This is a genomic window from Enterococcus sp. DIV1208 (assembly GCF_050530455.1).
In the GTDB taxonomy this organism is placed as follows: Bacteria; Bacillota; Bacilli; order Lactobacillales; family Enterococcaceae; genus Enterococcus_B; species Enterococcus_B hirae.
On sequence record NZ_CP172887.1, the window covers coordinates 1277010 to 1303305 of the forward strand.

The window sequence follows — 26296 nt, forward strand, 5'->3', positions numbered from 1 at the left end:
AATGCTAACTTTACCAACCAGCTACAAGAGAATGCACGTTTTTATCCTGTTTTTTTTCTTAACTGTTTTAGCCGGCGCCAAGCACGAAAAAGGTTTAATAAGACGAGAAAACCAGCAACAGTAATGGGAATCCAAATCAAGTAGATCGGATAACCTAATTGATCTGATAAAGATCGAGAGGAAGCTTGCTCCATTTCAAGTAGTGCTTGTTGCCATGTCTGTAAGTTGAACACGAGCATGAAACTAGCAATAATTAACAAGATAAATCCAAGATAGCGGATGGTCGTTTTTTTACGTATATACGCAAAAATGAGATAGAGAATCAATAAAAAAGCGGGTACGCCAAACACAAAATAAATATTAAGCACGCTAATCGCCTCCTTTTGTTAATGATACTTCAATTAATATAAATTTAAAAATAATTACCCCATAACTTGCATAGTTTACAAGAGTACTGATAAGATGAAACCGTTAGTTAAGATGAAAAAGGGGGATGTTTATGGCTAGTTATATTGAACCGATTCGCTTTGCACTTATTGTTTTTCCATTTTTGGCATTAGCGATTTCTTCGTTTTTTTTCATTTATGAATATCGAAAGTATGGAACGTTTATTTTTTCGAGAGCGGTTATCTTATATTCGTTTGTTTTTTATTTGTTATGTGCTTATTTTTTGATCATTTTACCGTTGCCTTCAAAGGAAGCCGTTGCTCAAATGACCGGACCTAAAATGGAATTACATTTATTTGCATCATGGGTCCATTTCCGAGAGAATACCGTCTTGGTTTTATCTGATCCAAGTACGTATTTACCAGCGATGCGACAAAGCGTTTTTTTAGAACCGGTATTTAATGTTTTGCTTTTATTACCTTTCGGGATCTATTTAAGATATTATTTTCGATTATCTTTTGTGAAAACCATCATTGCAAGTTTTTGTCTTTCCTTATTTTTTGAATTGACACAGTTAAGTGGGTTGTATTTTATTTATCCTCGACCTTATCGGCTATTTGATGTCAATGACTTATTGACGAATACGATCGGAGGAACGTTAGGGTACATTATGACACCAATCTTTACCTTCATGTTGCCTACGAGAGCAAGAATGGATGAAGTGTCATACGAAAAAGGGAAAACAGTTTCTCTAACGAGACGATTAGTTGCCTATTTCATTGATTGGGCTTTCTTATCGGTTTTATCCGTGCTGATTGCTGTGACTCTTCAATTGTCTTTGAAAATAGGTGATATCACTTCAAGTAGTTGGTGGGTATTTTTAGAAGTCTTGCTTTATTTCATGGTCATACCATATGTAACAAACGGTCTCACTTTAGGTAAAAAAATCGTACGCATTCGTGTGGTTTCGGATAACGGAAAACGACTTTCTTTTAAAGCACTGTTTATCCGTTATGGGTATCTTTACTTTTTATTTTATGGGTTAGCTTGGCTTAGTCAGACGATCCAACATATCACTGACCATACGACAGGTGTATTACAGGTAAGCGGGATTTTTATTGTGTTGGGTGTTGCATTTGCACAGTTTATCTTCATGCTGAATCTTTTCTTGTCATTCCTTCGTAAGAAAAGAGTGCTGTTCTATGAAAAAGCCAGTCAAACACATACGATTAGTACCATTCAACCAAAAGGGAACTAGTGGATCGTGAGCGACTTTGAAAAGGATCAAGCAAATTGCTTGAGGATGTGGTATAATGCGAAAGTCGTGTAAAAAAGAAAGAGAAGAGGTGCTTACTTAAATGAGTAATTTTGAACAATTTCATTTTAAACCATATATAAATGAGGCGTTAGCAGAAAAAGGTTTTGCTCAACCAACTGAAGTACAAGAGCGTTTGATTCCTTTGATCGCTAAAGGAAAAAATATCATTGGTCAATCACAAACTGGTTCGGGCAAAACGCATACATTTTTATTGCCTTTATTTCAAAAAATCAATGCGGAAAAAGCCGAAGTACAAGTAGTAATCACTGCACCAAGTCGTGAACTAGCTACTCAAATTTATGATGCTGCTAGTCAGATCGCTAAATTTTCCGATCCAGAGATCCGAGTGACGAATTTTGTAGGTGGAACGGATAAGCAACGCCAATTGAGCCGCTTGAAACATCAACAACCACAGATCGTAGTGGGAACGCCAGGTAGAATCTTGGATATGATGAATGAACAAGCATTAAAAATCCATACAGCATTTGCATTTGTTGTAGATGAAGCAGATATGACACTGGACATGGGCTTCTTGCATGAAGTGGATCAAATTGCTAGTCGCTTGCCTGAAAAACTGCAATTTTTAGTTTTCTCAGCGACGATTCCTGAAAAATTACGACCATTTTTACGTAAATACATGGAAAATCCAATCATTGAAGAAATCAAACCGAAAGCAGTTATTTCAGAAGATATCGAGAATTGGCTGATCTCTACTAAAGGGAAAGATAAAAATCGAATGATTTACCAATTGTTAACGATTGGTCATCCTTATCTAGCAATTGTCTTCGCGAATACGAAGCAACACGTAGATGAAATTGCTGATTACTTGAAAAGCCAAGGCTTAAAAGTAGCTAAAATCCATGGAGATATCACTCCAAGAGAACGAAAACGGGTGATGCGCCAAGTTCAAAACTTAGAATATCAATACGTGGTTGCGACAGATCTAGCGGCACGTGGCATCGATATTAAAGGGGTTTCTCATGTGATCAATGCAGAAATTCCTGAAGACCTTGACTTCTTTATCCATCGAGTAGGTCGGACTGGACGTAATGGTTTAAAAGGAACTGCGATCACTTTGTACTCACCAAGTGATGACCAAACGATTGACAGTATTGAAAAAATTGGTGTCACATTTGAACCGATGGAAATCAAAAATGATGAAATCATCAAGACTTATGACCGCAATCGTCGGACGAAACGGGAAAAATCCAAAGATACACTGGATCCTACATTGATCGGCTTAGTGAAAAAGAAAAAGAAAAAAATCAAACCTGGATATAAAAAGAAAATCGATTGGGCAATTGCTGAAAAGAACAAAAAAGACCGTAAAATCGAACGCAGACAACAAACTAGAACTGCAAGAAAAAATAAGAAAAACTCCAATAAGTAAGTCAATGACCAGACCCTTTAAAAGAGACGTCATGACTTCACGCTCACAGACCAAAGGATTGCATTCCTTTGGTCTGTTTTTAAGTGTTCATTTAGCAGATAATCTAGTGATAATAGATCTTAAATCAATTCTTTTTGCATCCCTACGCAGGTAATCCCATCCTCGATAAAAGGATCTGTACAAGTCTCGTAACCTTGTTGCTGATAGAAACTAAGGGCAGTCATTTCTGCTACTAGGTAACTTGATAGCAAGCCTTCTTTTTTCGCTTTCTGTTCAGCTAAGGACAACAGCTGACGACCGAAACCTTGTTGGCGATAATTTTTGGCGACGCAAAAACGATCGGGGTTAAGACAAGTGGACGATTTTTTTTGATAACGTAATGTTGCAATTGGAACATTGTTTTCCATTAACAGAAAGTAGTTATCAGAAGTGTCCGTTTCGTCAAATTCTAATTCTGGCAAAATGCCTTGTTCCAGAACAAATACCTGATAACGAAGATAAAAACTCGCCCCTCTGATCCAGGACTTGTTTCCAAAATAAACTTGCATCATCGATTCTCCTTTTGATTAATAGGCGTAATTCAAGCTTAACAAAAAATATTCTAGAAAGAAATAAGAGTTGAAGGAAAAGAGCGGTTGACAGAATAAAATAGAATACGTATACTTGTAAAGTACGAAAAGGACATGGTTTGTTTAAGTCTGACTTACAGAAAATTCTTTCCAGGCTGAAAAAAGAATAGTCAAAAAAACAAATTGCTCCCTTTTTTATTGATAGAAATATCAACGCTACTCAGCGTTATCGAGTTCAAGAGGTAATGATCGAACATCATTGCAACCAAGGTGGTACCGCGAGTTTTCGTCCTTGGCTGTGAGGGTGTTTTTTTGTCGTTTAAAATAAAGAAAGAAGGTAATAAAATGAAACAATTAAGCAGTGCACAAGTTCGACAAATGTTTTTAGATTTCTTCCAATCAAAAGGACACACGATTGAACCTAGCGCATCATTAATTCCAGTCAACGATCCAACACTTTTATGGATCAACTCAGGGGTTGCTACGTTAAAAAAATATTTTGACGGCTCTGTCGTACCAGAAAACCCACGCATCACAAACGCTCAAAAATCAATTCGTACGAATGATATTGAAAATGTAGGGAAGACAGCACGGCACCACACAATGTTTGAAATGCTTGGAAATTTTTCTATTGGTGATTATTTCAAAAATGAAGCAATCCATTGGGCATGGGAATTTTTAACAAGTCCTGAATGGATGGCATTTGATCCGGAAAAATTATATGTTACCGTTTATCCAAAAGACACAGAAGCAAAACGAATCTGGCATGAAGAAGTCGGCTTGCCACTTGATCACATTGTAGATGTTGAAGATAATTTCTGGGATATTGGTGCGGGTCCTTGTGGTCCTGATACAGAAATCTTCTATGATCGAGGCGAAGCATACAATGATGTCGCAGAAGATGATCCAGAAAACTACCCTGGTGGAGAAAACGAACGCTATTTAGAAATTTGGAATCTAGTATTTTCTGAGTTCAACCATAAACCAGATCATACATTTGAACCTTTACCACATAAAAACATTGATACGGGCATGGGGCTGGAACGGATGGTTTCGATCGTTCAAGACGCACCAACAAACTTTGAAACAGATTTGTTCTTACCGATCATTCATGCGGTAGAAAAACTAAGCAACCAAGTAAAATATGGGGAAAACCCGACAACCGACATTTCTTATAAAGTAATTGCGGATCATATCCGAGCATTATCTTTTGCGATTGGAGATGGGGCGCTTCCTTCAAATGAAGGTCGTGGCTATGTTCTTCGTCGTTTATTACGCCGAGCAGTGATGCACGGGAAAAAATTAGGGATTGAAAAAGCTTTCTTATATGATCTTGTTCCAGTAGTTGGCGAAATCATGGTTAGCTATTATCCAGAAGTCCTTCAACAAAAAGAATTTATTGAAAAAGTAGTTCGTACCGAAGAAGAACGTTTCAATGAAACGATCAACGAAGGTCTTGAAATCTTGAATCAAGTGATCGCTGAAGTCAAAAAAGCAAATGGAACAACACTTGCTGGAAAAGATATCTTCAAATTGTATGATACTTACGGTTTCCCAGTGGAGTTGACCGAAGAAGTGGCAGAAGATGAAGGCTTGAAAGTCGATCATGAAGGCTTTGAAAAAGAAATGGAAGCACAAAGACAACGTGCGCGTGCTGCTCGTAGTACAGAAAAATCAATGGGAGTCCAATCTGCCCTATTAACAGATATCAAAGTGGATAGTAAATTTATTGGCTATGATCAAGTTGAATCAGACAGCAAACTATTGGTGATTATCAAAGAGGAAGAACTAGTGAGTGAATTGTCTGCTGGACAAGGTCAATTGATTTTTGATCAAACACCGTTTTATGCAGAAATGGGTGGACAAGTGGCTGATCAAGGTTGGATCATTGATGCCTCTGGAGAAACGGTTGCGACAGTTGTTGACGTTCAAAAAGCACCGAATGGACAATTTATGCACACCGTAGAAGTGCTTTCAACATTGACTGAAGGCGAAGTTTACCACTTGTTGATCGATGTACCGATGAGAAATCGCATTATCAAAAACCATACAGCGACTCACTTATTGCATAAAGCTTTAAAAGAAGTTTTAGGGGAACATGCAAACCAAGCTGGTTCTTTAGTTGCTCCTGGACATTTACGCTTTGACTTTACTCATTTTGGACAAATCACAGCTGATGAATTAGTAAAAATGGAACGAATCGTTAATGAGAAGATATGGGAAGCAATCCCAGTAGAAACCATCGAAACAGATATCGATACCGCTAAGAATATGGGTGCTATGGCTTTATTTGGTGAAAAATATGGTCAAGAAGTCCGTGTAGTGAACATTGGTGGATGGTCTATCGAACTTTGTGGTGGAACCCATGTAGCAAATACTGAAAATATTGGGATCTTTAAAATCGTTTCTGAATCAGGAATCGGTGCCGGTGTTCGTCGGATCGAAGCTGTAACAAGTAAAGAAGCATATGAGTTATTGGAAGCAGAAGAAAAACAATTAAAAGAAGTTGCCACAATTGTCAAATCACCTCAATTAAAAGAGGTTGTATCAAAAACAGAACAATTACAACAACAACTAAAAGAACTACAAAAAGAAAATGAACAATTAGCAAGTAAACTAGCGAACCAACAAGCAGGCGATGTCTTTAAAAATGTGGAAACAGTTAGTGGTCATTCACTGATTACTGCACAAGTAAAAGTAAAAGATATGAACCAATTACGTCAATTAGCAGACCAATGGAAACAAAAAAACATTTCCGATATTCTTGTTTTGGCAAATGAACAAGACGGAAAAGTTAGTTTGTTAGTCGCTATGACGAAAGAAGCAAATGATGCTGGGCTAAAAGCTGGTGACTTGATCAAAGCAATCGCACCAAAAGTTGGTGGTGGCGGTGGTGGTCGCCCTGATATGGCGCAAGCAGGTGGGAAAAACCCTGCTGGTATCCCAGATGCTTTATCAGAAGCTAAAACATGGTTGTCTAATCAATAATCAACTTTAAATACTTTTCCAAATAAAATGGGAAAGCGTCGAATAGCTCAGATGATAATAACCTCCTTTTGAAACGGTATTTTATGTTTGGGAGAGAAAAAACTTATTTCAAGGAGCGAATACTTGACCTTGTTTTAGCAAATAATGGGGAATAGAATGCTTTCATTGAAGCGAGTAAGCGGTCATTTTTTAAACAGCTTTTCATAGTTTAAACACTGATCGCTTATTGCTTAAGGAAGCACCGATAATACTATTTATTTTCATACATGCTAAAGGGCTCAAGAACGACCTTTTTTGTTCAAGGAGTATTGAATCCTCCTATTTGTTAAAGAAAAGTTCTACCGAATTTGTTTGAAACGGAAATCCCGTTGACAAATTCGGTTTATTTTATGAGAACTGAATGCAACCAATCAGCATTTTCTTTGAGAGTAATTAATTGACAAAAAAGCAAAACCTTTTACGATTAGAATAAAAAGGAGGGGGTAAAATTGAATAGTAAAAATAAAACTTTTCGTTTAGTTTTACGAGCGATTTTATTAGCAATCATTATCGTTCAAGCAATGGTTCCATGGTTAGGGTTTATTCCTTTAGGATTTATTAGTTTGACGATTATTCACATAACAGTTATCGTTGCTGCGGTTGTATTAGGACCGAAAGACGGCATGGTCATTGGTTTGTTTTGGGGGATCGCCACGATCATTCGTGCTTACGCCATGCCTACGACCCCATTTGATACCCTCGTCTTTACCAATCCGATCATTTCAGTTGTTCCTAGAGTTTTAGTTGGCTTAGTTGCAGGAATCATTTTTCACTGGATTTATCAACGTTATCATTCTGTAGTCGTTGGTTCGGTTTTAGCAGGAGTATTTGGCTCACTCGTGAATACACTTTTAGTTCTAGGGTTTATGGGACTGTTTTATACTGGGGCAACTGCTGATGCGTATGGCGTAGATGCGGATCTATTATTTAAAACTTTGGCAGGAGTTGCCGCAATCAATGGGATTCCGGAAGCGATAGGTGCCGGAATCATTACGCCACTGATTGCTAAAGCGCTGTTTGCTGCAACGCCACTCAAACCAGAATAAAGAATAAAGGAAGCGAAAAAGTGTCAAAAGAACAAAAAACGATTAGTGGGCAAGAACGTACCAAAAAAGGTATTATAGCTGGAATCTTAGGTCTTATCACAAATATATTATTGTTTGTTGCGAAATTTGCAATCGGACTTTTTTCTGGCAGTGTTTCGATCATGGCGGATGCTATCAATAGTTTATCCGATACAGCTTCATCCATTTTGACGCTTGTTGGGTTTAAGATTGCTGCAAAACCCGCAGACCAAGAACATCCATTTGGACATGAACGATTTGAATATATCAGTGGCTTATTTGTTTCAATCATCATTACGTATGTAGGGTTTCAATTTTTGGACGCTTCTATACGGAAAATTTTTCGGCCGGAACATTTAGTCCTGACACCGATCGTGTTTCTTGTCCTGATATTTTCGATTCTGTTAAAACTTTTACAAGGACGTATGTACACTAGATTTTCAAAAACAATTCAGTCAGAAGCACTAAAAGCGACAGCCAAAGATAGTTACAATGATGTATTCACGACGTTAGCTGTTTTAGTATCTGCAGGTATCGAAAGATTCACTGGCTGGCGTATTGATGGCTATGTTGGTTTTGTCTTAGCCGGGTACATTATTTTTAGTGGGATCATGATGTTACGTGATTTTGTCTATGAATTACTAGGTAGCCGTCCAACAGCTGAAGAAATCAAAACAATGGAAAAACAATTAAGTTCTTATAAATCGATTTTAGGTTTTCATGATCTGTTGGTTCATAATTATGGACCAAATAAAAAGTTTGCTTCTGTTCATATTGAAGTTGACGACAGTTTAAACTTGAATGAAGCACATAAAATCATTGATATTATCGAAAAAGACTTTAAAAAGACTTTGGATGTAGATTTAGTTTGTCATCTAGATCCGGTAGCAATCCATAATGAACAATACCGTAAGATATTGAAACAATTGAGACAAATTATCAAAGAGTTAGGGGAAGAGTTGAGGTTGCACGATTTACGGATCATACGTAAAGGAAAAGAGTTGCAATTCGATATTGTAGTTCCTCAGAATTTCAAGTTACCAGATGATGTTTTAGAAGAAAAGATTCGTCAAGCTATTGAGAAAAAGGTTGGTTCTTTTGAACTCGATATTACTTTTGATCACAATTATCTTCTCTATTAAATCAGAAACTTTAAAAAGACTTTTTAGTAAGTAGCTAAAAAGTCTTTTTTTTATGGATTTAATTGTTTTTGAAGCGCTTGGCGTGCCAGATTATCCGCCCCTTTATTCTTACTCTCGGGAATCCATTGTAAGATGAGTAAATGGAACTGAGCGAGTAATTGTTGGATCTCATATAGAAGGGAAGAGAAACTTTCGTTGTTTGTGTGGTTTTTGTCGATTGTAGAAACAAGTACTTTGCTATCGGAATAACAGAGAATTGTTTCATTGACCCAGCCTTTTTCCTTTAAAATTTCTAAAGTTTTTAAAAAGACTTCGAATTCAGCTTGATGATTGGAGCCATCCGAAAGTGGGACGGTAAGCTGTTCTTGTTTATTTTCATGGATAATTAAAATGCCTCCACCACTAGGTCCTGGATTGCCTTTTGTGGAAGCATCAATGTATACTTTGATCATAGTAAGGAAGCTCTCCTTTTTCTAAAAATAGTGTTATGCTATAATTATACCATTACAAATAGATGCGAGGTTAAAGAATGAAAAAAATAATTCGCTGGCAGCCGGAATGGGCGCAGACGATCATCTATTGGTCTTTATCTTTGATCATTTTATTTTTTAGTTTGATTTTATCACTTGAAAACACTAGACCCTATTGGAAAAGTAACTTAGTGATGGGGCTATTTTTAATTTTTCTTTTTCTTGGGTATCGTCGGTCATTTATTTTGAAAAACCATGCAATCAAAATTAAATATGCTGCTTTTTGGAAGGACCAAAATATCCCGCTACAAGATATTGACTCTGTAACACCGGTCAAAAGAGGCGTAAATATTAAATATGTAGGGAAGGCTGAGCCAACCTTCTATCTGATGCGCAAAAGAAGTCAGACAGCTTTTTTGTCCTACTATTCTGAAGGTAAAGAGCAACAAAGCACTAACAACCAAGTAAATACAACTAGCTGATTGATTTTACTTGTTTAAACCAATTGATTCAGCAGATATAAAATAGCTGCGAGAAAAACATAACTATATATAACCTCTGAGAAAACAAGCCGAAGAATCCGAAGATCATTTTATGATCAGGGTGAGATTCTTCGGCTTGATTGTGTCTTGCTGACGTTTGTATGAACTTGACCTTAGAATAATGGATGATATGATGTTCGACCAGTAACTTTCGATAAAGTAATGGACACCTGACCATTCAACCAAGGGATATATAACTTAATAACATAAAGGATATTATAAAAAATTTGCACTAAATATTTTTTAAAGGAAAAAAAGAAGTAAGATAACATTTTTTCTTATTTATAATAAAACTTACAGAAAAAGTATAAGGAGAAAAACGGACGTGGAAATAAAAAAAATGTTAGAAGATCTCAACCGAATTTGGAAGATAAAAGAAATACGAAGAAAAAGAGGTGCGAAGCTATCGAGACTATGGCGGAGAAACGGTAGGAAGATAAAAGGAATATGGAAAACGAGAGGTACAAAACTACGGAGAATGCACTTGGAAAAGCTAAATAAAAGAAAGGAAAATGGCAAAAGAACACAGATGAAAAAAGCACAGACATCAAGAGTGAAACAAGGTAGTTCGAACAATAAACAAGAAATACGTTCGCTATCTGTCCGTGCAACAAATCAAGCGAGTTGGAAAAATGCGCAAATTTCAAGAAATTTTGCGAATCAGCAGAAGGGCTACTCCAGGAGTCAACAGACATCTATCACCTCAACGAGATGAATCTTTCTATGGGTTCACATAGTTTTGATGTCAATCGTTGGATTCAGTGTTTTGAGCAATTAGGAGTGATAAATGGTTGGCAATTTTTAAAAAGAAAACAGCAAAACACAGGGGTATAACCTTCAGGACTTAAAAAATATCATGGCTGGGTTTGATTCGCAGGAAATAACTTCAGGAACCAGTTCAAGAAGATACATAAATGAACGAATCATAAATAGTGAAAGTGATCGTTGAAACTAGTTATTAGAAAAGCTCGGTAAAAAAATGGTATAAAAGCAATCAAAAAAGATTATCAACCAAGGCTATATAACAATCAAGCCCTTGTTCGGATTGTCGATTCTTTAAATCCGTTGTCTCGATTTAGAAAGATTCTTTTAAAATGGCAATTAATGTTGAAAAGAAAACAATCTGATGCGAAAGACATCATTCACTCGGAAATAAGTGAGAAGGATGCATAGATACAACGAGAAGAAATAATAGCGAAGAAAAAAGAAAAGAAATTTGTAAAAAATATTAAAGCAAACGCTAGAAATCAAGTTTTCAATACAGTCGAGCAGTCTTTTTCAAATCATCTGATAAATTCGAGATAACCTTCTTTCGATAGGATCAGAAAACAAACAGAAATATGTATCTTTATATTGAAAAGTGAGATTTTGTAATATTAGTGAACGTTGTACTGTATGGAAGAGACGCAGCATAAGTTGATTTTCTATCGTTCAAGCAATTATAAAATTATAAAAAAGCCGATACTTTGCAAAGAACATTTTGCGGAGTATCGGTCTTTCTTTAAATTGAATATTTTTGATGCAATCTCTTCTGTTTTGAAGAGAAGTTACTTATTGTTGAAACTTTCTTATAAGATCATTTTTTTGACATGAGCGGCTTGTGCCCCACGGTTTCCTTCGATTATTTCAAATTCTACAGATTGATTTTCTTCAAGGGTTTTGAATCCCTCTTCTTCAATTGCAGTAAAATGGACGAATATTTCTTCTGTTTCATCATAACTAATAAATCCATATCCTTTTTTGTTGTCAAACCATTTCACAGTTCCTGTGGTCAAAGCTCTCACGACCTTTCTAAAGTCTGATCATAACTAACATTATAAAGAGTATTTATATATACGTCAATTAAATTAAAAAAGCAATCTTGCCTATGTTGTTTTAAAATAAAAAAAGGTATAATAGATATAACTGAACAAAGTCTTTTGTTTTGGGTATAAAGTTCGTGTAAAGGGGTAATTTGATGAAGAGCGATCTACAAATATCACAAGAAACAGAGTTAAAACCGATTATTAAAATTGCGGAAAAATTGGATATCCAACAAGATGACCTGGAGCTTTACGGAAAATATAAAGCGAAAATCGATTTTTCCACCATCAAGAAATTAAAGAAAAAACCAGATGGTCACTTGATTTTAGTTACATCCATCAATCCTACACCAGCTGGAGAAGGTAAATCGACCATCACGGTAGGTCTTGGGGACGCATTGAATCAAATTGGTAAAAAAGCAGTGATTGCGTTAAGAGAACCTTCCCTTGGTCCAGTCATGGGAATCAAGGGTGGTGCTGCCGGCGGAGGCTATGCACAAGTATTACCAATGGAAGATATCAATTTACACTTTACTGGCGATATGCATGCGATTACGTCTGCTAATAATGCATTGTCTGCACTTTTAGACAATCATATCCATCAAGGGAATGAACTGAGAATCGATTCACGTCGTGTGATCTGGAAACGTGTCGTCGATTTGAATGATCGCGAACTGCGAAAAGTGATTGTTGGCTTGGGAGGTCCGATTCAAGGTGTGCCGAGAGAAGATGGCTTTGACATCACCGTAGCAAGTGAAATCATGGCGATTTTATGCTTAGCAACAGACATCGATGATTTAAAAGCTCGTTTAGCTCGAATTGTTGTCGGTTATACCTTTGATCAAAAGCCAGTGACAGCTGGTGATCTCAAAGCAGAAGGCGCATTGGCACTGCTATTAAAAGAAGCGATCAAACCAAACTTAGTACAAACGATTTATGGCACGCCAGCATTTGTCCATGGAGGTCCTTTTGCCAATATTGCTCACGGGTGTAATAGTGTTTTAGCTACCCAAACAGCTCTTAAATTAGGGGAGTATGTGGTGACTGAAGCTGGATTTGGTGCAGATCTAGGTGGAGAAAAATTCCTAGATATCAAAGTTCCGAATTTGAAAAAGGCGCCTGATGCGATCGTGATTGTAGCAACAGTTCGTGCATTGAAAATGCATGGCGGTGCAACTAAAGAAGAGTTGAAAACGGAAAATTTAGCAGCATTGGAAAAAGGATTCAGTAATTTAAAACGTCATATCCACAATATGGAGAAATACCATATCCCAGTAATTGTTGCGATCAACGAGTTCGTGACAGATACGGAAGCTGAATTTACTTTGTTAGAACGTCTTTGCGAAAATCAAGGGGTGATCGTACAACGAGCAAGTGTTTGGGAGCATGGCGCAGACGGTGGAATTGAACTTGCCAAAGCGGTCGTTCGTGCGATTGATAGTCAGCAAGCAAATTATCAACCCTTGTATCAACCGACAGCGACTATCGAAGAAAAAGTGACAACGATCGTCCAAGAGATTTATGGTGGAAAAGGGGTCAACTTTAGTAAAAAAGCCAAAAAACAAATCGCTGAGTTTGTCCTTAATGGTTGGGATAAACTGCCAATTTGTATGGCAAAAACCCAATATTCATTTTCTGACGACCCGACACTTCTAGGCGCTCCTGAAGGATTTACGATTACCATCAGAGAGTTCGTTCCCAAATTAGGGGCTGGGTTTATCGTTGCGCTAACAGGAGATGTCATGACTATGCCGGGACTTCCAAAAAAACCAGCTGCATTGAATATGGATGTTACCAATGATGGGGAAGTACTGGGATTATTCTAAAAAAAGAGGATAGGGTGCTTCATAAAAAAGCCATCTATCAAAAATGATTAGTGAGAATACCTAAAATTAGGTAATGGCTCTCTTTCAATCAAAAAAAGGATAAAGTCAGCTCTTGTATATGTTGATACAATGGCTGACTTGTTTTTATACATATTGTGTTAGTCAACAAGTAAATAATGGCGGTTTCACGGATGATTTTGAGTTCAAAACAGCTTTTTATGATAGCAATCATATGTCTAAAATAAAATGATTTATAATCATTGCGAAGAAAACGTTTTTTTAACACTAAAATAGGAGTGAAAATTTTTGAAAAAGTATTTATTTAGAACAATTTTGGTGTCTACGTCACTTTTGACTTTAGGAACTGCTGTAACTTCGTGTGTTCCAGTATTAGCCGATGAAACGAATAGTTCTGGCATAGCAATTTGTAGTGATGATGAGTACTATGTATTAGACGAACCATCGATTCAGACAAAAACTTGGTCACAACCTCAAAGTTGGTGTGTTTCTAAAGGAAATCGTACATATTTGGGTACAGAAACCCACAATAGAAAAACCACATTATCAATTGGTGCAACGATCTTCGGAATGAATATTAAAATAGGGAACGAATACTCAGTAAGCGGAAAATTCAAGAAGTATCGTCAAAATGCAAGAATAACGGTCACTTACCGAGTTTATCGTAAAGTAGACAATAAATATATTCGTACTCAAACTGCTACAGCAAATACACAATATATTGATTATATAGCAATATGATACATAGGAATACTAAGAAACATTGGAAATTCATTCTTTGCTTGAGTTACTTTATTATTTATTTTATGATCCCAAGTATAGGGATCCCAATCAAATATGATTTCATATTTGATTGGATTTCTTGGTTTCCGTTGATCCTAAGTTTTATGTTTTTGGTGTTGTTCCACCAGCTTCTCTATCAATCATTAGTAGAAATACAATGGCTGAAACTCATATTTATAGCAGTCTTTTGTATCGTTAGTATTATTGTCATTAATACTGCTTTGCCTGATACAAATAGCTTACCCCTAAATTCTTTAGCTAATAGTGAATTGAAAAAATATATAATAAGTGCTACAACGTACGGTGTATTTTTAGAAGAAATGATTTTTAGATTTAGTCTAATCAGCTTACATTCTGACAGGAAAACAAAGGCTTCTCTCCTCATAATCTCTTCATTTTTGTTTTCAATCGTACACGGAGGAAATTTCAACCTTTTTTTCTGCGGCGTTCTATTTGGATTCGTTTATATAAAAACTTCTAATGTGTGGTACGCCATATTGACCCATGTTTTTTATAATGGTGTGGGTATATTTCTTTTTTTATTCTTTACTTAGTTGTTGCAAAGCAATGAACGATAAAGTAGTTAAAGCAAGTGGAGATTTACAAAAAGTGAGGTTGAAAAAAATACTTCTAAACAGTAAAAAAGGATGACACAATTATTCATTACGGATAGTTGTGTCATCCTTTTATTTTCGATCGAACATCTTTAATGGATATATAAGGAGTGAAAACGATGTTACAACAGATTTCTAATAGTTTTTCTGGTTGGCTACTTTTACTGTACTCGCTGCATTTGAGCAAAAAATGTCTATAAATTAGTTAAATATAGGGAACTCAAACACTTTGAGACATCTACTTTCTTGTTCGGGTGTTTTACGGTATACTAAGAAAGCATCAGGAGGAGGGGCGTTATGGACGTACGAGTGACAAGACGAACAGGTTTTTATGGCATGGGTAGTCCGATCCAACTGCGGATCAATGGAAAGAAAAAAGGACAATTGAATCATAATCAATCGGTTTTACTTAAGTTAGAAGCACCTTTTACAATGCAAGTTTCGTTTTATTGGTTAAAAAGTCCAGTGTATACAATAACGCATCCGTCCAAAGGATACTTCATTACAATGAATCTCTTATTGTTACAGATTTATCCCTTTTTATTTTTAGGAAGTGGATTAAGCGCATTGTGGTTACACAATCTAATTTATAGTATGTTCGTGGTACTTGTAATGATTGGCTTCTTTTTTTTCATCAAAAACCAAGCCTATGTAATCAAGGAGGAGAAAGATGGCAAACTCTGATATTTTTTTAAGTAGTTTTAATCGGATCGAAAAATGGATGAGAGATGAAATGGGTAACGCCCGCAATATGGGATTTACTGAGTTAGTTCGGCGACTTGCCCAACGCAAAAAAGCAGTGATTCGTCAATATGAAGAAGATTTGCTTCAGCTGGCGCAGTTACGAAATGCCATTGTTCACGATCGGATTGCTGTGGATTTTGTGATTGCTGAACCCAATGATTGGGCAGTCAATAAGATCCAGCAGATTGAAGAAGACTTGATTCGTCCAGCAAAGGTTTTACCTCGCTTTGCGAAACATGTCACAGGTTTTGAACGAGATCTTCCTTTACTTGATTTGTTAGGAACGGTTGCCAAAAAACGATACTCACAGTTTCCTTTGTATAATAAAGGGAAATTCGTAGCGCTTGTGACATTGCGGGTCATTGGTTTTTGGCTAGCAAAGGAAAGTCAAAAAGGGACCATTGATTTAACAGATAAAAAAGCGGCTGATTTGATTTTTAGTGATGGCAAATATACGAATTATCGTTTTGTAGCTGAACATACTTATGTTTATGAAGTGGAAACAATGTTTCGGGAACAAGGAACTCTAGAAGCAGTCCTGATTACCAAAGATGGTCATCCTGACGGCAACTTACTGGGGATCATTAGACCTAGAGATATTTATCAACAAATAGAAAAGGAATGATTTTTTGTTAGCAATTTATTTTATGATCAGTGGATTATTAGTGGCTCTTGATCAGTGGGTCAAATGGTGGATCGTCAATGATTTATCTTTAGGCGAAACGAAGACATTGATTCCAGGCGTCTTATCGTTGAATCATATACGCAATACTGGGGCAGCTTGGAGTATGCTTGAAGGGAAGATGTGGTTTTTCGTCATAATCACAGTGATTGCTGTCATTGTTGTCGTGACATTGATGGTCAAGAATCGCAAACAGGGCAATCGATGGTTGCTGACAGGGTTAAGTTTTATTTTAGCAGGAGCTATTGGGAATTTTATTGATCGTGTAAGATTGGGATATGTCGTCGATATGTTCCAAACTGATTTTATGAATTTTCCGATCTTCAATGTAGCTGATATGACACTTGTTTGTGGTGTGATTCTTATTTTGATATACATTATTTTAGATGAAAAGGAACAAGGGAAAAAATGACAGAATTAAACGCAACGATTCAAACAGAAACAGGACGGATCGATAAAGTACTCACAGGTTTATTCAACGATTATAGTCGTTCACAAATCCAGCTTTGGCTCAAAGATGGTGCCGTTTCGGTCAACGGACAAGTGGTGAAAGCAAATTATAAAGTGAAGAAAAATGATGAAATCGTGATCGCTGTGCCAGAACCAGAGACCCTTTCAATTGAAGCAGAAGACATTCCATTAGAAATCGTTTATGAAGACGAAGCGGTTGCTGTTGTCAATAAACCACAAGGCATGGTCGTCCATCCTTCAGCAGGTCATCCGAATGGTACGATGGTCAATGCTTTAATGTATCATGTAAAAGATCTTTCGTCGATCAATGGTGTGATCCGTCCAGGGATCGTCCATCGAATCGATAAAGATACTTCAGGTTTGTTGATGGTAGCGAAAAATGATTTAGCACATGAATCTTTGGCCAAGCAATTAAAAGATAAAACTTCTTTACGTAAATACGTAGCGTTAGTCCATGGAGTGATTCCTCATGAAAAAGGAACGATCAACGCACCGATCGGTCGATCAAAAGTGAACCGTAAAATGCAGGCAGTCAGAGAAGATGGCAAACTAGCCGTGACCCATTTTAATGTCTTGGAACGATTCAATGATTTTACGTTGGTAGAGTTGACGTTAGAAACAGGTAGGACCCATCAGATCCGTGTGCATATGAAATATATAGGGTATCCTTTAGCTGGAGACCCAGTTTATGGACCAAGTAAGACATTGAAAGGAAATGGGCAATTTCTTCATGCGAAGCTCTTAGGTTTTACCCATCCAATCACAGGTCAGAAAATGGTCTTTGAAGCACCGCTTCCAACAATCTTTGAAAAAACTTTAGAAAAACTAAGGAAAAGTGTTGCATTTTGATTTAGATAACGGTATAGTATTTAACAACGAAAGCATAAAAACTTCATATCAGTTCCTTTAAGTTTAGTCCCGTGAGGCTAAGAAGGGTGTGGGTAAGAGAGCTATGGTGCGCCATAACATCGATTACTCAATGACGTAGTATAACTATCAGTGTATCTAAATGTACACTTAGTCTAGACATTCCTCCTGTCCTCTTAGGGCAGGAGTTTTTTTGTGTATAAAAAAGGAGGAAACAAACATGCAAGCAAAAGAAGTTGTGGATCAAGTAACCATGAAGCGGGCATTGACACGTATCACTTATGAAATCATTGAAAGAAATCAGACGATTCAAGATGTTGTCTTAATTGGGATAAAAACAAGAGGCATTTACATCGCATCAAGAGTTGCCGATCGTTTGAAGCAACTAGAAGGCATCGAAGTTCCGGTCGGAGAGCTGGACATCACATTGTATCGTGATGATAAAAAAGAAACACCAGCTGAAGCAGAACTTCATTCTTCAGATATTCCCGTTTCACTAGAAGGAAAAGAAGTGATTTTGATCGATGACGTCCTTTACACTGGACGAACGATTCGAGCAGCGATGGACGCAGTAATGGACTATGGTCGTCCTAGAAAAATTTCTCTGGCTGTCTTAGTAGACAGGGGACATCGGGAGTTACCGATTCGAGCAGACTATGTTGGGAAAAACATTCCCACAGCTAAAACAGAAGAAATCTTAGTCGAAATGCAAGAACTTGACGGCAAAGATCGAATCATGATTTTGAAAGAGGAAGAATAGAGGAGCAATTGATATGTCAGAACAGAAAAAATTCCATAATCACGATGCGGTTTTAGATATCCACGATCGCCCAAAAACAGGACATTGGATCGGCTTAAGTTTACAACATCTCTTTACGATGTTTGGTGCTACTGTACTTGTGCCGATTTTAGTGGGGATCGATCCAGGGATTGCCTTAGTCAGCTCAGGATTAGGAACATTAGTTTATCTTTTTACTACTAAAGGAAAGATTCCAGCCTACTTGGGTAGTAGCTTTGCCTTTATCGCAGCTATGCAAATGCTGATGAAGACTGACGGTTACCCAGCGATCGCCCAAGGAGCCGTAACGACTGGTCTGGTTTACTTGATCGTCGCATGGATCATCAAAAAGATCGGTTCAGCATGGTTGGACAAAATTTTACCACCGATTGTCGTTGGTCCCGTGATCATGGTAATCGGCTTAGGGTTAGCAGCGAATGCTGCAACGAACGCAATGTATAACCAAGGCAACTATGATTTTAAATATATTGCCGTGGCATTGATCACTTTAGCATTGACGATTTTCTTCAACATGTGGCTAAAAGGATTTTTAGGACTTATTCCAATTTTGTTAGGGATCATTTGCGGCTACCTCGTTGCTTTACTCTTCGGAATCGTCGATACAAAGCCGATCGCTGATGCTGCTTGGTTCGCTTTACCAAACTTCGAGATTCCATTTGTTCAATATGAACCGAAGCTTTACTTAGGAGCAATAACGACGATGGCACCTATCGCTTTCGTTACGATGACGGAACACATTGGACATTTGATGGTCTTGAATAAATTAACCAAACGTAATTTCTTTGAAGAGCCAGGTTTACACAAAACATTGATGGGAGATGGCTTAGCGCAGATCGTTGCAGCTTTCGTCGGTGGTCCTCCAGTTACAAGTTATGGGGAAAATATCGGTGTGTTAGCAATCACTCGTGTACACAGCGTATTCGTCATCGGTGGTGCAGCAGTCTTCGCTGTGATTTTAGGATTTGTGGGCAAATTAAGCGCTTTGATCTTAAGTATCCCCGGACCCGTAATTTCCGGAATCAGCTTTATCTTGTTCGGAGTGATCGCAGCGAGTGGAATGAAGATTTTGATCGAAAATAAAATCGATTTTGATAAAAAGAAAAATCTGTTGATTGCTTCAGTGATCTTAGTGGTCGGAATCGGCGGCTTGGTTTTTGAAGTAGGCACCTTCACGTTATCAGCAATGGCTTTAGCAACTGTACTTGGTATCATTCTGAATCTTATCTTACCCGAAACTTCACGTAGCGAAGAAAAATAAGGAGGAACTATCATGATCATCAAATCAGAACGCATTAGTTTAAAACATTTATTGACAGTGGAAGCTTTAACGGATCAAGAAGTCATGGGCTTGATCCGACGAGGTCAAGAGTTTAAACAAGGAGCAAACTGGACACCACAAAAACCGCAATACTTTGCGACGAATCTGTTTTTTGAAAATAGTACTCGTACGCATAAGAGCTTCGATGTAGCCGAAAAGAAACTAGGCTTAGAAGTGATTGAATTTGAAGCGAGTACGAGTTCTGTACAAAAAGGGGAAACCCTTTATGATACGGTCTTGACGATGTCTGCGCTCGGTGTGGATGTTGCAGTAATCCGCCATGGAGATGAAAATTACTATGATGAATTGATCCAAAGTAAAACGATCCAATGCTCGATTATCAATGGTGGTGACGGAAGTGGCCAACATCCAACACAATGCTTACTTGATTTGATGACGATCTACGAAGAATTTGGTTACTTTGAGGGATTGAAAGTAGCGATCGTCGGGGATATCACACACTCACGAGTAGCAAAATCAAACATGCAAATGCTGAAACGATTAGGAGCACAAGTTTTCTTTTCAGGTCCACGTGAATGGTACGATGAAGAATTTGAAGTCTATGGGCACTACCTGCCATTAGATGAATTATTAGAACAAGTGGATGTCATGATGATGCTTCGAGTACAACATGAACGGCATGATGGGAAAGAAAGTTTTTCGAAAGAAGCCTATCACCAAGAGTATGGATTAACAGTCGAACGTGCGAAGAAATTACAAAAGCATGCGATCATCATGCACCCAGCGCCAGTCAATCGTGATGTCGAATTAGCTGATTCCCTTGTGGAAGGACTACAATCACGAATCGTACAGCAAATGAGCAATGGCGTCTTTGTTAGAATGGCGATCTTAGAAGCAGTACTAAACGGAAAAGCGTAAAGCTAGGAGGAAGAAAAGATGAGAACACTCATTAAAAACGGTCAAATCAATACACGAAAGAATGAAACAACACCTGCAGAAATTTGGATCGAAAACGGAAAAATCAAAGCAATCGGCGAAGGATTTTCCGAGGCTGAATTTGATGAAGTGTTTGATGCCAAAGGACAACTGATCACACCTGGTTTAGTGGACGTCCATGTCCATTTACGAGAGCCAGGATTTACATACAAGGAGACGATTGCAGCTGGTACTAAAGCAGCAGCAAGAGGCGGCTTTACAACTGTTTGTGCCATGCCTAATCTGAACCCTGTACCTGATACCCCAGAAAAATTAGAACAGGTCTATGACTTGATCAAACGAGATGCAGTGGTCAAAGTCTTGCAATATGCACCGATCACTGAAAATCTTCGAAGTGAAGTCTTAGTGGATCAAGAAGCGATGATTAAAGCAGGCGCATTTGCATTTACGAATGATGGCGTGGGTGTTCAGACCGCAGGAACGATGTATCAAGCCATGAAAGAAGCAGCAAAAAATAACAAAGCACTGGTAGCACATACGGAAGATGAATCATTACTATTCGGTGGAGTGATGCATGCTGGTGATAAAGCAAAAGAACTAGGTTTGCCAGGTATTTTAAGTGTAACTGAATCCTCACAAATCGCACGGGATCTCCTTTTAGCTGAAGCAACAGGTGTGCACTATCACGTCTGTCACGTTTCTACCAAGGAAAGCGTGCGGGTCATTCGTGATGCCAAAAAAGCGGGTATCCAAGTTACAGCAGAGGTTTCTCCCCATCATTTGATCTTGATTGATGAAGATATCCCCGAAGACTTCGGCTTTTGGAAAATGAACCCACCATTAAGAGGAAAGGAAGATCGAGAAGCGTTAATTGAAGGACTTCTTGATGGAACGATTGATTGTATTGCGACTGACCACGCGCCACACGGATTAGAAGAAAAAAGCAAAAGTTTCTTAGAATCACCATTTGGGATCGTAGGAAGTGAGACAGCTTTCCAACTGATTTATACGCACTTTGTTGAAACCAATCGTTTCACACTCGAACAAGTGATCAACTGGATGGCTACCAAACCAGCGGAAATCTTCCAGTTAGAGGCTGGGACATTGACAGTTGGGGCACCAGCTGACGTAGCTATTTTCGATATTGAACACTCAAGTACAATCGATAAGAAAGATTTCTTATCGAAAGGCGAAAACACACCTTTTGTTGGATGGAACGTCAAGGGCGAAACATTAGGAACATTCGTTGATGGAAAATTGGCATGGCACAAAGGGGAGTGAAGCAAATGGAACGATTATTGATTTTAGAAGACGGAACAGTTTTTAAAGGAAAAGCATTCGGAGCGAATAATAATGTGTTTGGCGAGATCGTGTTTACTACTAGCATGACAGGCTATCAAGAAACGATCACAGACCAAAGTTTCAATGGGCAAATCATTACCTTTACGTATCCGATGGTGGGAAATTACGGTGTCAACCGTGATGATTATGAATCCATCGCACCAACTTGCAAGGGCGTAGTCGTCAAAGAACATGCGAGAGTGGCTTCTAATTGGCGGAGTCAAATGACATTGGACGAGTTTTTGAAACGAAAAGGTATCCCTGGAATTTCAGGGATCGATACTCGTGCCTTGACACGAAAAATCCGTCAAGTTGGAACGATGAAAGCGAGTATCGTGGATGCTGGTGATTCCTTTGAACATGCTTTTGATCAATTGAAAGCGACCGTTTTAGCTACAAACCAAGTGCAACAAGTCTCAACGAGTAAACCATATCCAAGTCCTGGAACTGGAAAAAATGTGGCTGTCATTGATTTTGGTTTGAAACATAGTATTTTGCGTGAACTAAGTAAAAGAAACTGCAATTTAACCGTATTACCTTATAATACGGATGCAAAAACAATTCTCTCCCTAGCACCGGATGGCGTCATGCTGACGAATGGACCAGGAGATCCAAAAGACGTACCAGAAGCTATTGAAATGATTCGAGAAATCCAAGGGAAAATACCAATTTTCGGGATCTGTTTAGGGCATCAATTGTTTGCCTTAGCTAATGGTGCGGATACCTATAAAATGAAATTTGGTCATCGTGGCTTGAATCATCCTGTCCGAGAAATCGCGACTGGAAGGATCGATTTTACTTCTCAAAATCACGGCTATGCTGTGGATGAAAAAACAGTTGATCCAGATCAGTTGCTGATCACACATGTAGAAGTAAATGATGGGACTGTGGAAGGAATTAGACATCGCCATTATCCAGCGTTTAGCGTCCAATTCCATCCTGATGCAGCTCCCGGTCCACATGATGCGCTTCATTTATTTGATGAATTTATGGAAATGATGGATGCAGGAGAGGAGAAATAAACATGCCAAAACGTACAGATATCAAAAAAATTATGGTGATTGGATCAGGTCCGATCATCATTGGTCAAGCGGCGGAATTTGACTATGCCGGAACCCAAGCTTGCCTTGCTTTGAAAGAAGAAGGATATGAGGTCGTTTTAGTAAATTCTAATCCCGCAACGATCATGACTGATCAAGAAATTGCCGATCAAGTGTATATCGAACCGATCACACTAGAATTTGTTTCAAGGATCTTGCGAAAAGAACGTCCTGATGCTTTGTTACCGACTTTAGGCGGACAAACGGGCTTGAACATGGCAATGGAACTAGCAGAATCTGGTATTTTAGATGAACTAGGCATTGAGCTGTTAGGAACAAAATTATCTGCTATCGATCAAGCAGAGGATCGTGATTTATTTAAAAAGTTGATGGAAGAACTGAATCAACCAATCCCCGAATCTGAAATCGTCACAACTGTTGAAGAAGCAGTCGAATTTGCTAATAAAATTGGCTATCCAATCATCGTTCGTCCCGCTTTCACGTTAGGTGGAACGGGTGGTGGAATGTGTAAAAATGAAGAAGAACTTCGAGTGATCGCAGAAAATGGTCTGAGCCTTTCTCCAGTGACCCAATGTTTGATCGAACGCAGTATTGCTGGATTCAAAGAAATTGAATACGAAGTTATGCGTGACTCGGCTGATAATGCCATTGTTGTTTGTAACATGGAAAATTTTGACCCAGTGGGTATCCACACAGGCGATTCGATCGTCTTCGCCCCAAGTCAGACCCTTTCAGATCATGAATACCAGCTGTTGCGTGATGCATCATTAGCGATTATTCGTGCATTGAAAATCGAAGGCGGCTGCAATGTCCAACTTGCACTTGATCCACATAGCTTCAATTATTATGTGATCGAAGTTAACCCACGTGTTTCACGCTCTTCTGCTTTAGCAAGTAAAGCAACTGGTTACCCGATTGCAAAATTGGCGGCTAAGATCGCTTTAGGTTTAACACTTGATGAAATGAAGAATCCGGTAACTGGAACGACTTATGCAGAATTTGAACCAGCTTTGGACTACGTCGTTGCTAAGATTCCTCGTTGGCCATTCGATAAATTTGAGAATGGGGAACGAGTTTTAGGAACTCAAATGAAAGCAACTGGCGAAGTGATGGCGATTGGTCGTAACATTGAAGAATCCCTATTAAAAGCTGTCCGCTCTTTAGAGATCGGGACACACCATTTGGAACTACCAGAACTAAACATGATCGATGATAGTGAATTGATCGAAAAAGTCGTCCGTGCCCAAGATGATCGCTTATTCTATGTCGCAGAGGCGATTCGCCGCGGCTATCCAATTGAAGAATTGGCAGAGTTGACAAAGATCGATTTGTTCTTTTTAGACAAGTTGCTCCATATCGTTGAACTAGAAACTGAACTGTTGGAACACCCGCAGGATGAAAACGTCTTACGTACTGTGAAACAAAACGGGTTTACAGATCAAAAGATTGCTGAACTGTGGAAAACTGAAGCGAAACAGATCAGAGAGCTACGTGAAAAATCCGACATCAAACCCGTATACAAAATGGTCGATACGTGCGCGGCTGAATTTGCTTCACAGACGCCTTATTTTTACAGCTCATACGAAGTTGAAAATGAAAGTGAACGATCCGCAAAAGATTCTGTTCTTGTCTTAGGCTCTGGACCCATTCGGATCGGTCAAGGGGTCGAGTTTGATTATGCGACAGTCCATTCAGTAAAAGCGATCCAACAAGCAGGTTATGAAGCGATTATCATGAATAGCAATCCTGAAACAGTTTCAACCGATTTCTCGATCTCTGATAAACTGTACTTTGAACCACTGACTTTTGAAGATGTGATGAATGTCATTGAACTTGAACAACCGATTGGGGTAATCGTCCAGTTTGGTGGTCAGACAGCTATCAATTTAGCGGAGCCGTTAGTTCAAGCGGGCGTCAAAATTTTAGGTACTACAATTGAAGATCTAGATCGAGCTGAAAACCGTGATTTATTTGAACAAGCCTTAAGAAGCCTGGAAGTACCTCAGCCACTAGGTGATACTGCAACTAGTAAAGAAGAAGCAGTAGGGATCGCTTCAAAAATCGGTTATCCGGTTCTTGTCAGACCAAGTTATGTCTTGGGCGGTCGAGCAATGGAAATCGTTGAAAATCAACAAGATTTGGAAGATTATATGGAACATGCAGTGAAAGCTTCCCCAGAACATCCTGTTTTGATTGACCGTTATTTGCTTGGAAGTGAATGTGAAGTAGATGCCATTTGTGATGGGGAAACAGTTCTAATCCCTGGAATCATGGAACACATTGAACGTGCAGGGGTCCATTCGGGGGATTCCATGGCTGTTTATCCGCCACAAGCACTCTCAGCAGAGATCAAACAAACCATTGAAGACTATACGATTCGCTTAGCTCGTGGATTAAACTGCATCGGTATGATGAATATCCAATTCGTGATCCACGACAATCAAGTTTACGTGATCGAAGTCAATCCTCGTGCAAGTCGAACGGTTCCGTTTTTAAGTAAAGTTACAGGAATACCGATGGCTCAAATCGCCACAAAAGCGATCTTAGGTGAAAAGTTAAGTGATTTAGGCTTTACGAATGGCTTATATCCAGAATCCAACGCTGTTCATGTGAAAGCTCCTGTGTTCTCGTTTACTAAATTACAACAAGTGGATACCTATTTAGGCCCTGAAATGAAATCTACTGGAGAAGTCATGGGCTCTGATCAAAACTTAGATAAAGCATTATACAAAGCGTTTGAAGCATCAGGTCTACGCCTACCAGATTATGGTGCCGTCTTGTTCACGATCGCTGATGAAACTAAAGAAGAAGCGTTAGCACTAGCTAAACGTTTTTCAGAAATTGGTTACAGCCTATTAGCTACCAAGCATACGGCAGCTTATTTTGAAAAAAATGGGCTGATCGTCACGCCTGTTGCTAAAATCTCTGAAAAAGCAACGGAGAAAAATGTTGTTGAGTTGATTCGAGAAGGAAAAGCACAGGTCGTTGTTAATACCATCGATAAAGATCGAGGAAATGCCTCGAAAGACGGATTTATCATTCGCCGAGAAGCAGTTGAACATGGTATTCCTTTATTTACTTCATTAGATACAGCGGATGCGATCATTCGGGTAATGGAGTCTCGAGCTTTTTCAACACAAGCGATTTGATCAGCATGTTCTAAA

The 26296-nt window shown here is 38.4% G+C and carries 24 protein-coding genes; 20 read left to right on the forward strand and 4 right to left on the reverse strand.

Features of this window, described 5'->3' with window-relative positions; genetic code table 11:
* Nucleotides 1-41: 41 nt before the first annotated feature.
* The gene (locus tag IGK91_RS05905) at nucleotides 42-368 is read right to left on the reverse strand and encodes a hypothetical protein (RefSeq protein ID WP_010719236.1); all 327 of its coding nucleotides are present in this window, start codon (nucleotides 366-368) and stop codon (nucleotides 42-44) included.
* Nucleotides 369-499: 131 nt separating this feature from the next.
* On the opposite strand from IGK91_RS05905, the gene IGK91_RS05910 reads away from it, so the two are divergent.
* Nucleotides 500-1645, forward strand: coding sequence for a VanZ family protein (locus IGK91_RS05910; protein WP_010737522.1), 1146 nt, complete (start codon nucleotides 500-502; stop codon nucleotides 1643-1645).
* A 100-nt stretch (nucleotides 1646-1745) separates the two neighbouring features.
* Nucleotides 1746-3095, forward strand: a complete 1350-nt coding sequence (locus IGK91_RS05915; RefSeq protein WP_081129348.1) for a DEAD/DEAH box helicase — start codon at nucleotides 1746-1748, stop codon at nucleotides 3093-3095.
* A 119-nt stretch (nucleotides 3096-3214) separates the two neighbouring features.
* Here the strand turns inward: IGK91_RS05915 and IGK91_RS05920 are convergent, their stop codons facing one another.
* On the reverse strand, nucleotides 3215-3643 hold the full coding sequence (locus IGK91_RS05920) for a GNAT family N-acetyltransferase (RefSeq protein WP_014834680.1): 429 nt from the start codon (nucleotides 3641-3643) through the stop codon (nucleotides 3215-3217).
* A 366-nt stretch (nucleotides 3644-4009) separates the two neighbouring features.
* Here IGK91_RS05920 and alaS point away from each other — a divergent pair, with 366 nt between their 5' ends.
* From alaS to IGK91_RS05935, 3 genes are all read left to right on the forward strand, one after another.
* Nucleotides 4010-6652 carry an alanine--tRNA ligase gene (alaS, locus tag IGK91_RS05925; RefSeq protein WP_034866621.1) on the forward strand — a complete coding sequence of 881 codons (2643 nt, stop codon included), beginning with the start codon at nucleotides 4010-4012 and terminating at the stop codon, nucleotides 6650-6652.
* Between the two features lie 488 nt (nucleotides 6653-7140).
* A complete protein-coding gene (locus IGK91_RS05930; RefSeq protein WP_010737525.1) occupies nucleotides 7141-7737 on the forward strand; it encodes an ECF transporter S component in 597 nt (198 codons plus the stop codon).
* Nucleotides 7738-7757: 20 nt separating this feature from the next.
* Nucleotides 7758-8897: a cation diffusion facilitator family transporter gene (locus IGK91_RS05935; RefSeq protein ID WP_010737526.1), complete on the forward strand. Its 1140-nt coding sequence runs from the start codon at nucleotides 7758-7760 to the stop codon at nucleotides 8895-8897.
* A 50-nt stretch (nucleotides 8898-8947) separates the two neighbouring features.
* Here IGK91_RS05935 and IGK91_RS05940 read toward each other — a convergent pair whose 3' ends face one another.
* Nucleotides 8948-9349, reverse strand: coding sequence for a ribonuclease HI family protein (locus tag IGK91_RS05940; RefSeq protein WP_010719229.1), 402 nt, complete (start codon nucleotides 9347-9349; stop codon nucleotides 8948-8950).
* Nucleotides 9350-9426: 77 nt separating this feature from the next.
* Here IGK91_RS05940 and IGK91_RS05945 point away from each other — a divergent pair, with 77 nt between their 5' ends.
* Nucleotides 9427-9849 (forward strand): EbsA family protein, encoded by a 423-nt coding sequence (locus IGK91_RS05945; protein ID WP_181934255.1) that lies wholly within the window; start codon nucleotides 9427-9429, stop codon nucleotides 9847-9849.
* Between the two features lie 385 nt (nucleotides 9850-10234).
* On the forward strand, nucleotides 10235-10624 hold the full coding sequence (locus tag IGK91_RS05950; RefSeq protein WP_223603274.1) for a hypothetical protein: 390 nt from the start codon (nucleotides 10235-10237) through the stop codon (nucleotides 10622-10624).
* Nucleotides 10625-11477: 853 nt separating this feature from the next.
* Here the strand turns inward: IGK91_RS05950 and IGK91_RS05955 are convergent.
* Nucleotides 11478-11684 (reverse strand): cold-shock protein, encoded by a 207-nt coding sequence (locus IGK91_RS05955; RefSeq protein WP_010719225.1) that lies wholly within the window; start codon nucleotides 11682-11684, stop codon nucleotides 11478-11480.
* A 182-nt stretch (nucleotides 11685-11866) separates the two neighbouring features.
* Here IGK91_RS05955 and IGK91_RS05960 point away from each other — a divergent pair, with 182 nt between their 5' ends.
* The 13 genes from IGK91_RS05960 to carB all read left to right on the forward strand — a co-directional run bounded on the left by IGK91_RS05960 (nucleotide 11867) and on the right by carB (nucleotide 26281).
* Complete coding sequence (locus IGK91_RS05960) at nucleotides 11867-13537, forward strand: formate--tetrahydrofolate ligase (RefSeq protein ID WP_010737529.1); 1671 nt, start codon at nucleotides 11867-11869, stop codon at nucleotides 13535-13537.
* Between the two features lie 306 nt (nucleotides 13538-13843).
* The gene (locus tag IGK91_RS05965) at nucleotides 13844-14296 is read left to right on the forward strand and encodes an LMxysn_1693 family intestinal colonization protein (protein WP_081122786.1); all 453 of its coding nucleotides are present in this window, start codon (nucleotides 13844-13846) and stop codon (nucleotides 14294-14296) included.
* 362 nt (nucleotides 14297-14658) lie between these two features.
* Nucleotides 14659-14892, forward strand: coding sequence for a CPBP family intramembrane glutamic endopeptidase (locus IGK91_RS05970; protein ID WP_229060502.1), 234 nt, complete (start codon nucleotides 14659-14661; stop codon nucleotides 14890-14892).
* A gap of 357 nt (nucleotides 14893-15249) precedes the next feature.
* Nucleotides 15250-15636, forward strand: a complete 387-nt coding sequence (locus IGK91_RS05975; RefSeq protein WP_081122784.1) for a hypothetical protein — start codon at nucleotides 15250-15252, stop codon at nucleotides 15634-15636.
* On the forward strand, nucleotides 15623-16321 hold the full coding sequence (locus IGK91_RS05980) for a CBS domain-containing protein (RefSeq protein WP_010719220.1): 699 nt from the start codon (nucleotides 15623-15625) through the stop codon (nucleotides 16319-16321). The genes IGK91_RS05975 and IGK91_RS05980 overlap by 14 nt, the downstream gene beginning before the upstream one ends.
* A 4-nt stretch (nucleotides 16322-16325) precedes the next feature.
* Entirely contained in the window at nucleotides 16326-16790 is a 465-nt protein-coding gene (gene lspA / locus IGK91_RS05985; RefSeq protein ID WP_010737534.1) for a signal peptidase II, read from the forward strand.
* On the forward strand, nucleotides 16787-17698 hold the full coding sequence (locus IGK91_RS05990; protein ID WP_034866618.1) for an RluA family pseudouridine synthase: 912 nt from the start codon (nucleotides 16787-16789) through the stop codon (nucleotides 17696-17698). The genes lspA and IGK91_RS05990 overlap by 4 nt, the downstream gene beginning before the upstream one ends.
* Nucleotides 17699-17936: 238 nt before the next feature.
* The gene (gene pyrR / locus IGK91_RS05995) at nucleotides 17937-18476 is read left to right on the forward strand and encodes a bifunctional pyr operon transcriptional regulator/uracil phosphoribosyltransferase PyrR (RefSeq protein WP_010719217.1); all 540 of its coding nucleotides are present in this window, start codon (nucleotides 17937-17939) and stop codon (nucleotides 18474-18476) included.
* 13 nt (nucleotides 18477-18489) lie between these two features.
* A complete protein-coding gene (locus IGK91_RS06000; protein ID WP_010719216.1) occupies nucleotides 18490-19773 on the forward strand; it encodes a solute carrier family 23 protein in 1284 nt (427 codons plus the stop codon).
* Nucleotides 19774-19785: 12 nt separating this feature from the next.
* The gene (locus IGK91_RS06005; RefSeq protein ID WP_010719215.1) at nucleotides 19786-20712 is read left to right on the forward strand and encodes an aspartate carbamoyltransferase catalytic subunit; all 927 of its coding nucleotides are present in this window, start codon (nucleotides 19786-19788) and stop codon (nucleotides 20710-20712) included.
* An 18-nt stretch (nucleotides 20713-20730) separates the two neighbouring features.
* On the forward strand, nucleotides 20731-22011 hold the full coding sequence (locus tag IGK91_RS06010) for a dihydroorotase (protein WP_010737536.1): 1281 nt from the start codon (nucleotides 20731-20733) through the stop codon (nucleotides 22009-22011).
* A gap of 5 nt (nucleotides 22012-22016) precedes the next feature.
* Complete coding sequence (locus IGK91_RS06015) at nucleotides 22017-23093, forward strand: carbamoyl phosphate synthase small subunit (RefSeq protein ID WP_010737537.1); 1077 nt, start codon at nucleotides 22017-22019, stop codon at nucleotides 23091-23093.
* 2 nt (nucleotides 23094-23095) lie between these two features.
* Nucleotides 23096-26281: a carbamoyl-phosphate synthase large subunit gene (gene carB, locus IGK91_RS06020; protein ID WP_010737538.1), complete on the forward strand. Its 3186-nt coding sequence runs from the start codon at nucleotides 23096-23098 to the stop codon at nucleotides 26279-26281.
* The last annotated feature ends 15 nt before the right edge of the window (nucleotides 26282-26296 follow it).

Coding starts and splice junctions, on each gene's coding strand:
- IGK91_RS05970 (WP_229060502.1), top strand. CDS start 14,659: ATGATTTTTAGATTTAGTCTAATCAGCTTACATTCTGACAGGAAAACA.
- pyrR (WP_010719217.1), top strand. CDS start 17,937: ATGCAAGCAAAAGAAGTTGTGGATCAAGTAACCATGAAGCGGGCATTG.
- IGK91_RS05960 (WP_010737529.1), top strand. CDS start 11,867: ATGAAGAGCGATCTACAAATATCACAAGAAACAGAGTTAAAACCGATT.
- IGK91_RS05975 (WP_081122784.1), top strand. CDS start 15,250: ATGGACGTACGAGTGACAAGACGAACAGGTTTTTATGGCATGGGTAGT.
- IGK91_RS05945 (WP_181934255.1), top strand. CDS start 9,427: ATGAAAAAAATAATTCGCTGGCAGCCGGAATGGGCGCAGACGATCATC.
- alaS (WP_034866621.1), top strand. CDS start 4,010: ATGAAACAATTAAGCAGTGCACAAGTTCGACAAATGTTTTTAGATTTC.
- IGK91_RS06015 (WP_010737537.1), top strand. CDS start 22,017: ATGGAACGATTATTGATTTTAGAAGACGGAACAGTTTTTAAAGGAAAA.
- IGK91_RS05915 (WP_081129348.1), top strand. CDS start 1,746: ATGAGTAATTTTGAACAATTTCATTTTAAACCATATATAAATGAGGCG.
- IGK91_RS05940 (WP_010719229.1), bottom strand. CDS start 9,349: ATGATCAAAGTATACATTGATGCTTCCACAAAAGGCAATCCAGGACCT.
- IGK91_RS06000 (WP_010719216.1), top strand. CDS start 18,490: ATGTCAGAACAGAAAAAATTCCATAATCACGATGCGGTTTTAGATATC.
- IGK91_RS05990 (WP_034866618.1), top strand. CDS start 16,787: ATGACAGAATTAAACGCAACGATTCAAACAGAAACAGGACGGATCGAT.
- IGK91_RS05980 (WP_010719220.1), top strand. CDS start 15,623: ATGGCAAACTCTGATATTTTTTTAAGTAGTTTTAATCGGATCGAAAAA.
- IGK91_RS05920 (WP_014834680.1), bottom strand. CDS start 3,643: ATGCAAGTTTATTTTGGAAACAAGTCCTGGATCAGAGGGGCGAGTTTT.
- IGK91_RS05910 (WP_010737522.1), top strand. CDS start 500: ATGGCTAGTTATATTGAACCGATTCGCTTTGCACTTATTGTTTTTCCA.
- IGK91_RS06005 (WP_010719215.1), top strand. CDS start 19,786: ATGATCATCAAATCAGAACGCATTAGTTTAAAACATTTATTGACAGTG.
- carB (WP_010737538.1), top strand. CDS start 23,096: ATGCCAAAACGTACAGATATCAAAAAAATTATGGTGATTGGATCAGGT.
- IGK91_RS06010 (WP_010737536.1), top strand. CDS start 20,731: ATGAGAACACTCATTAAAAACGGTCAAATCAATACACGAAAGAATGAA.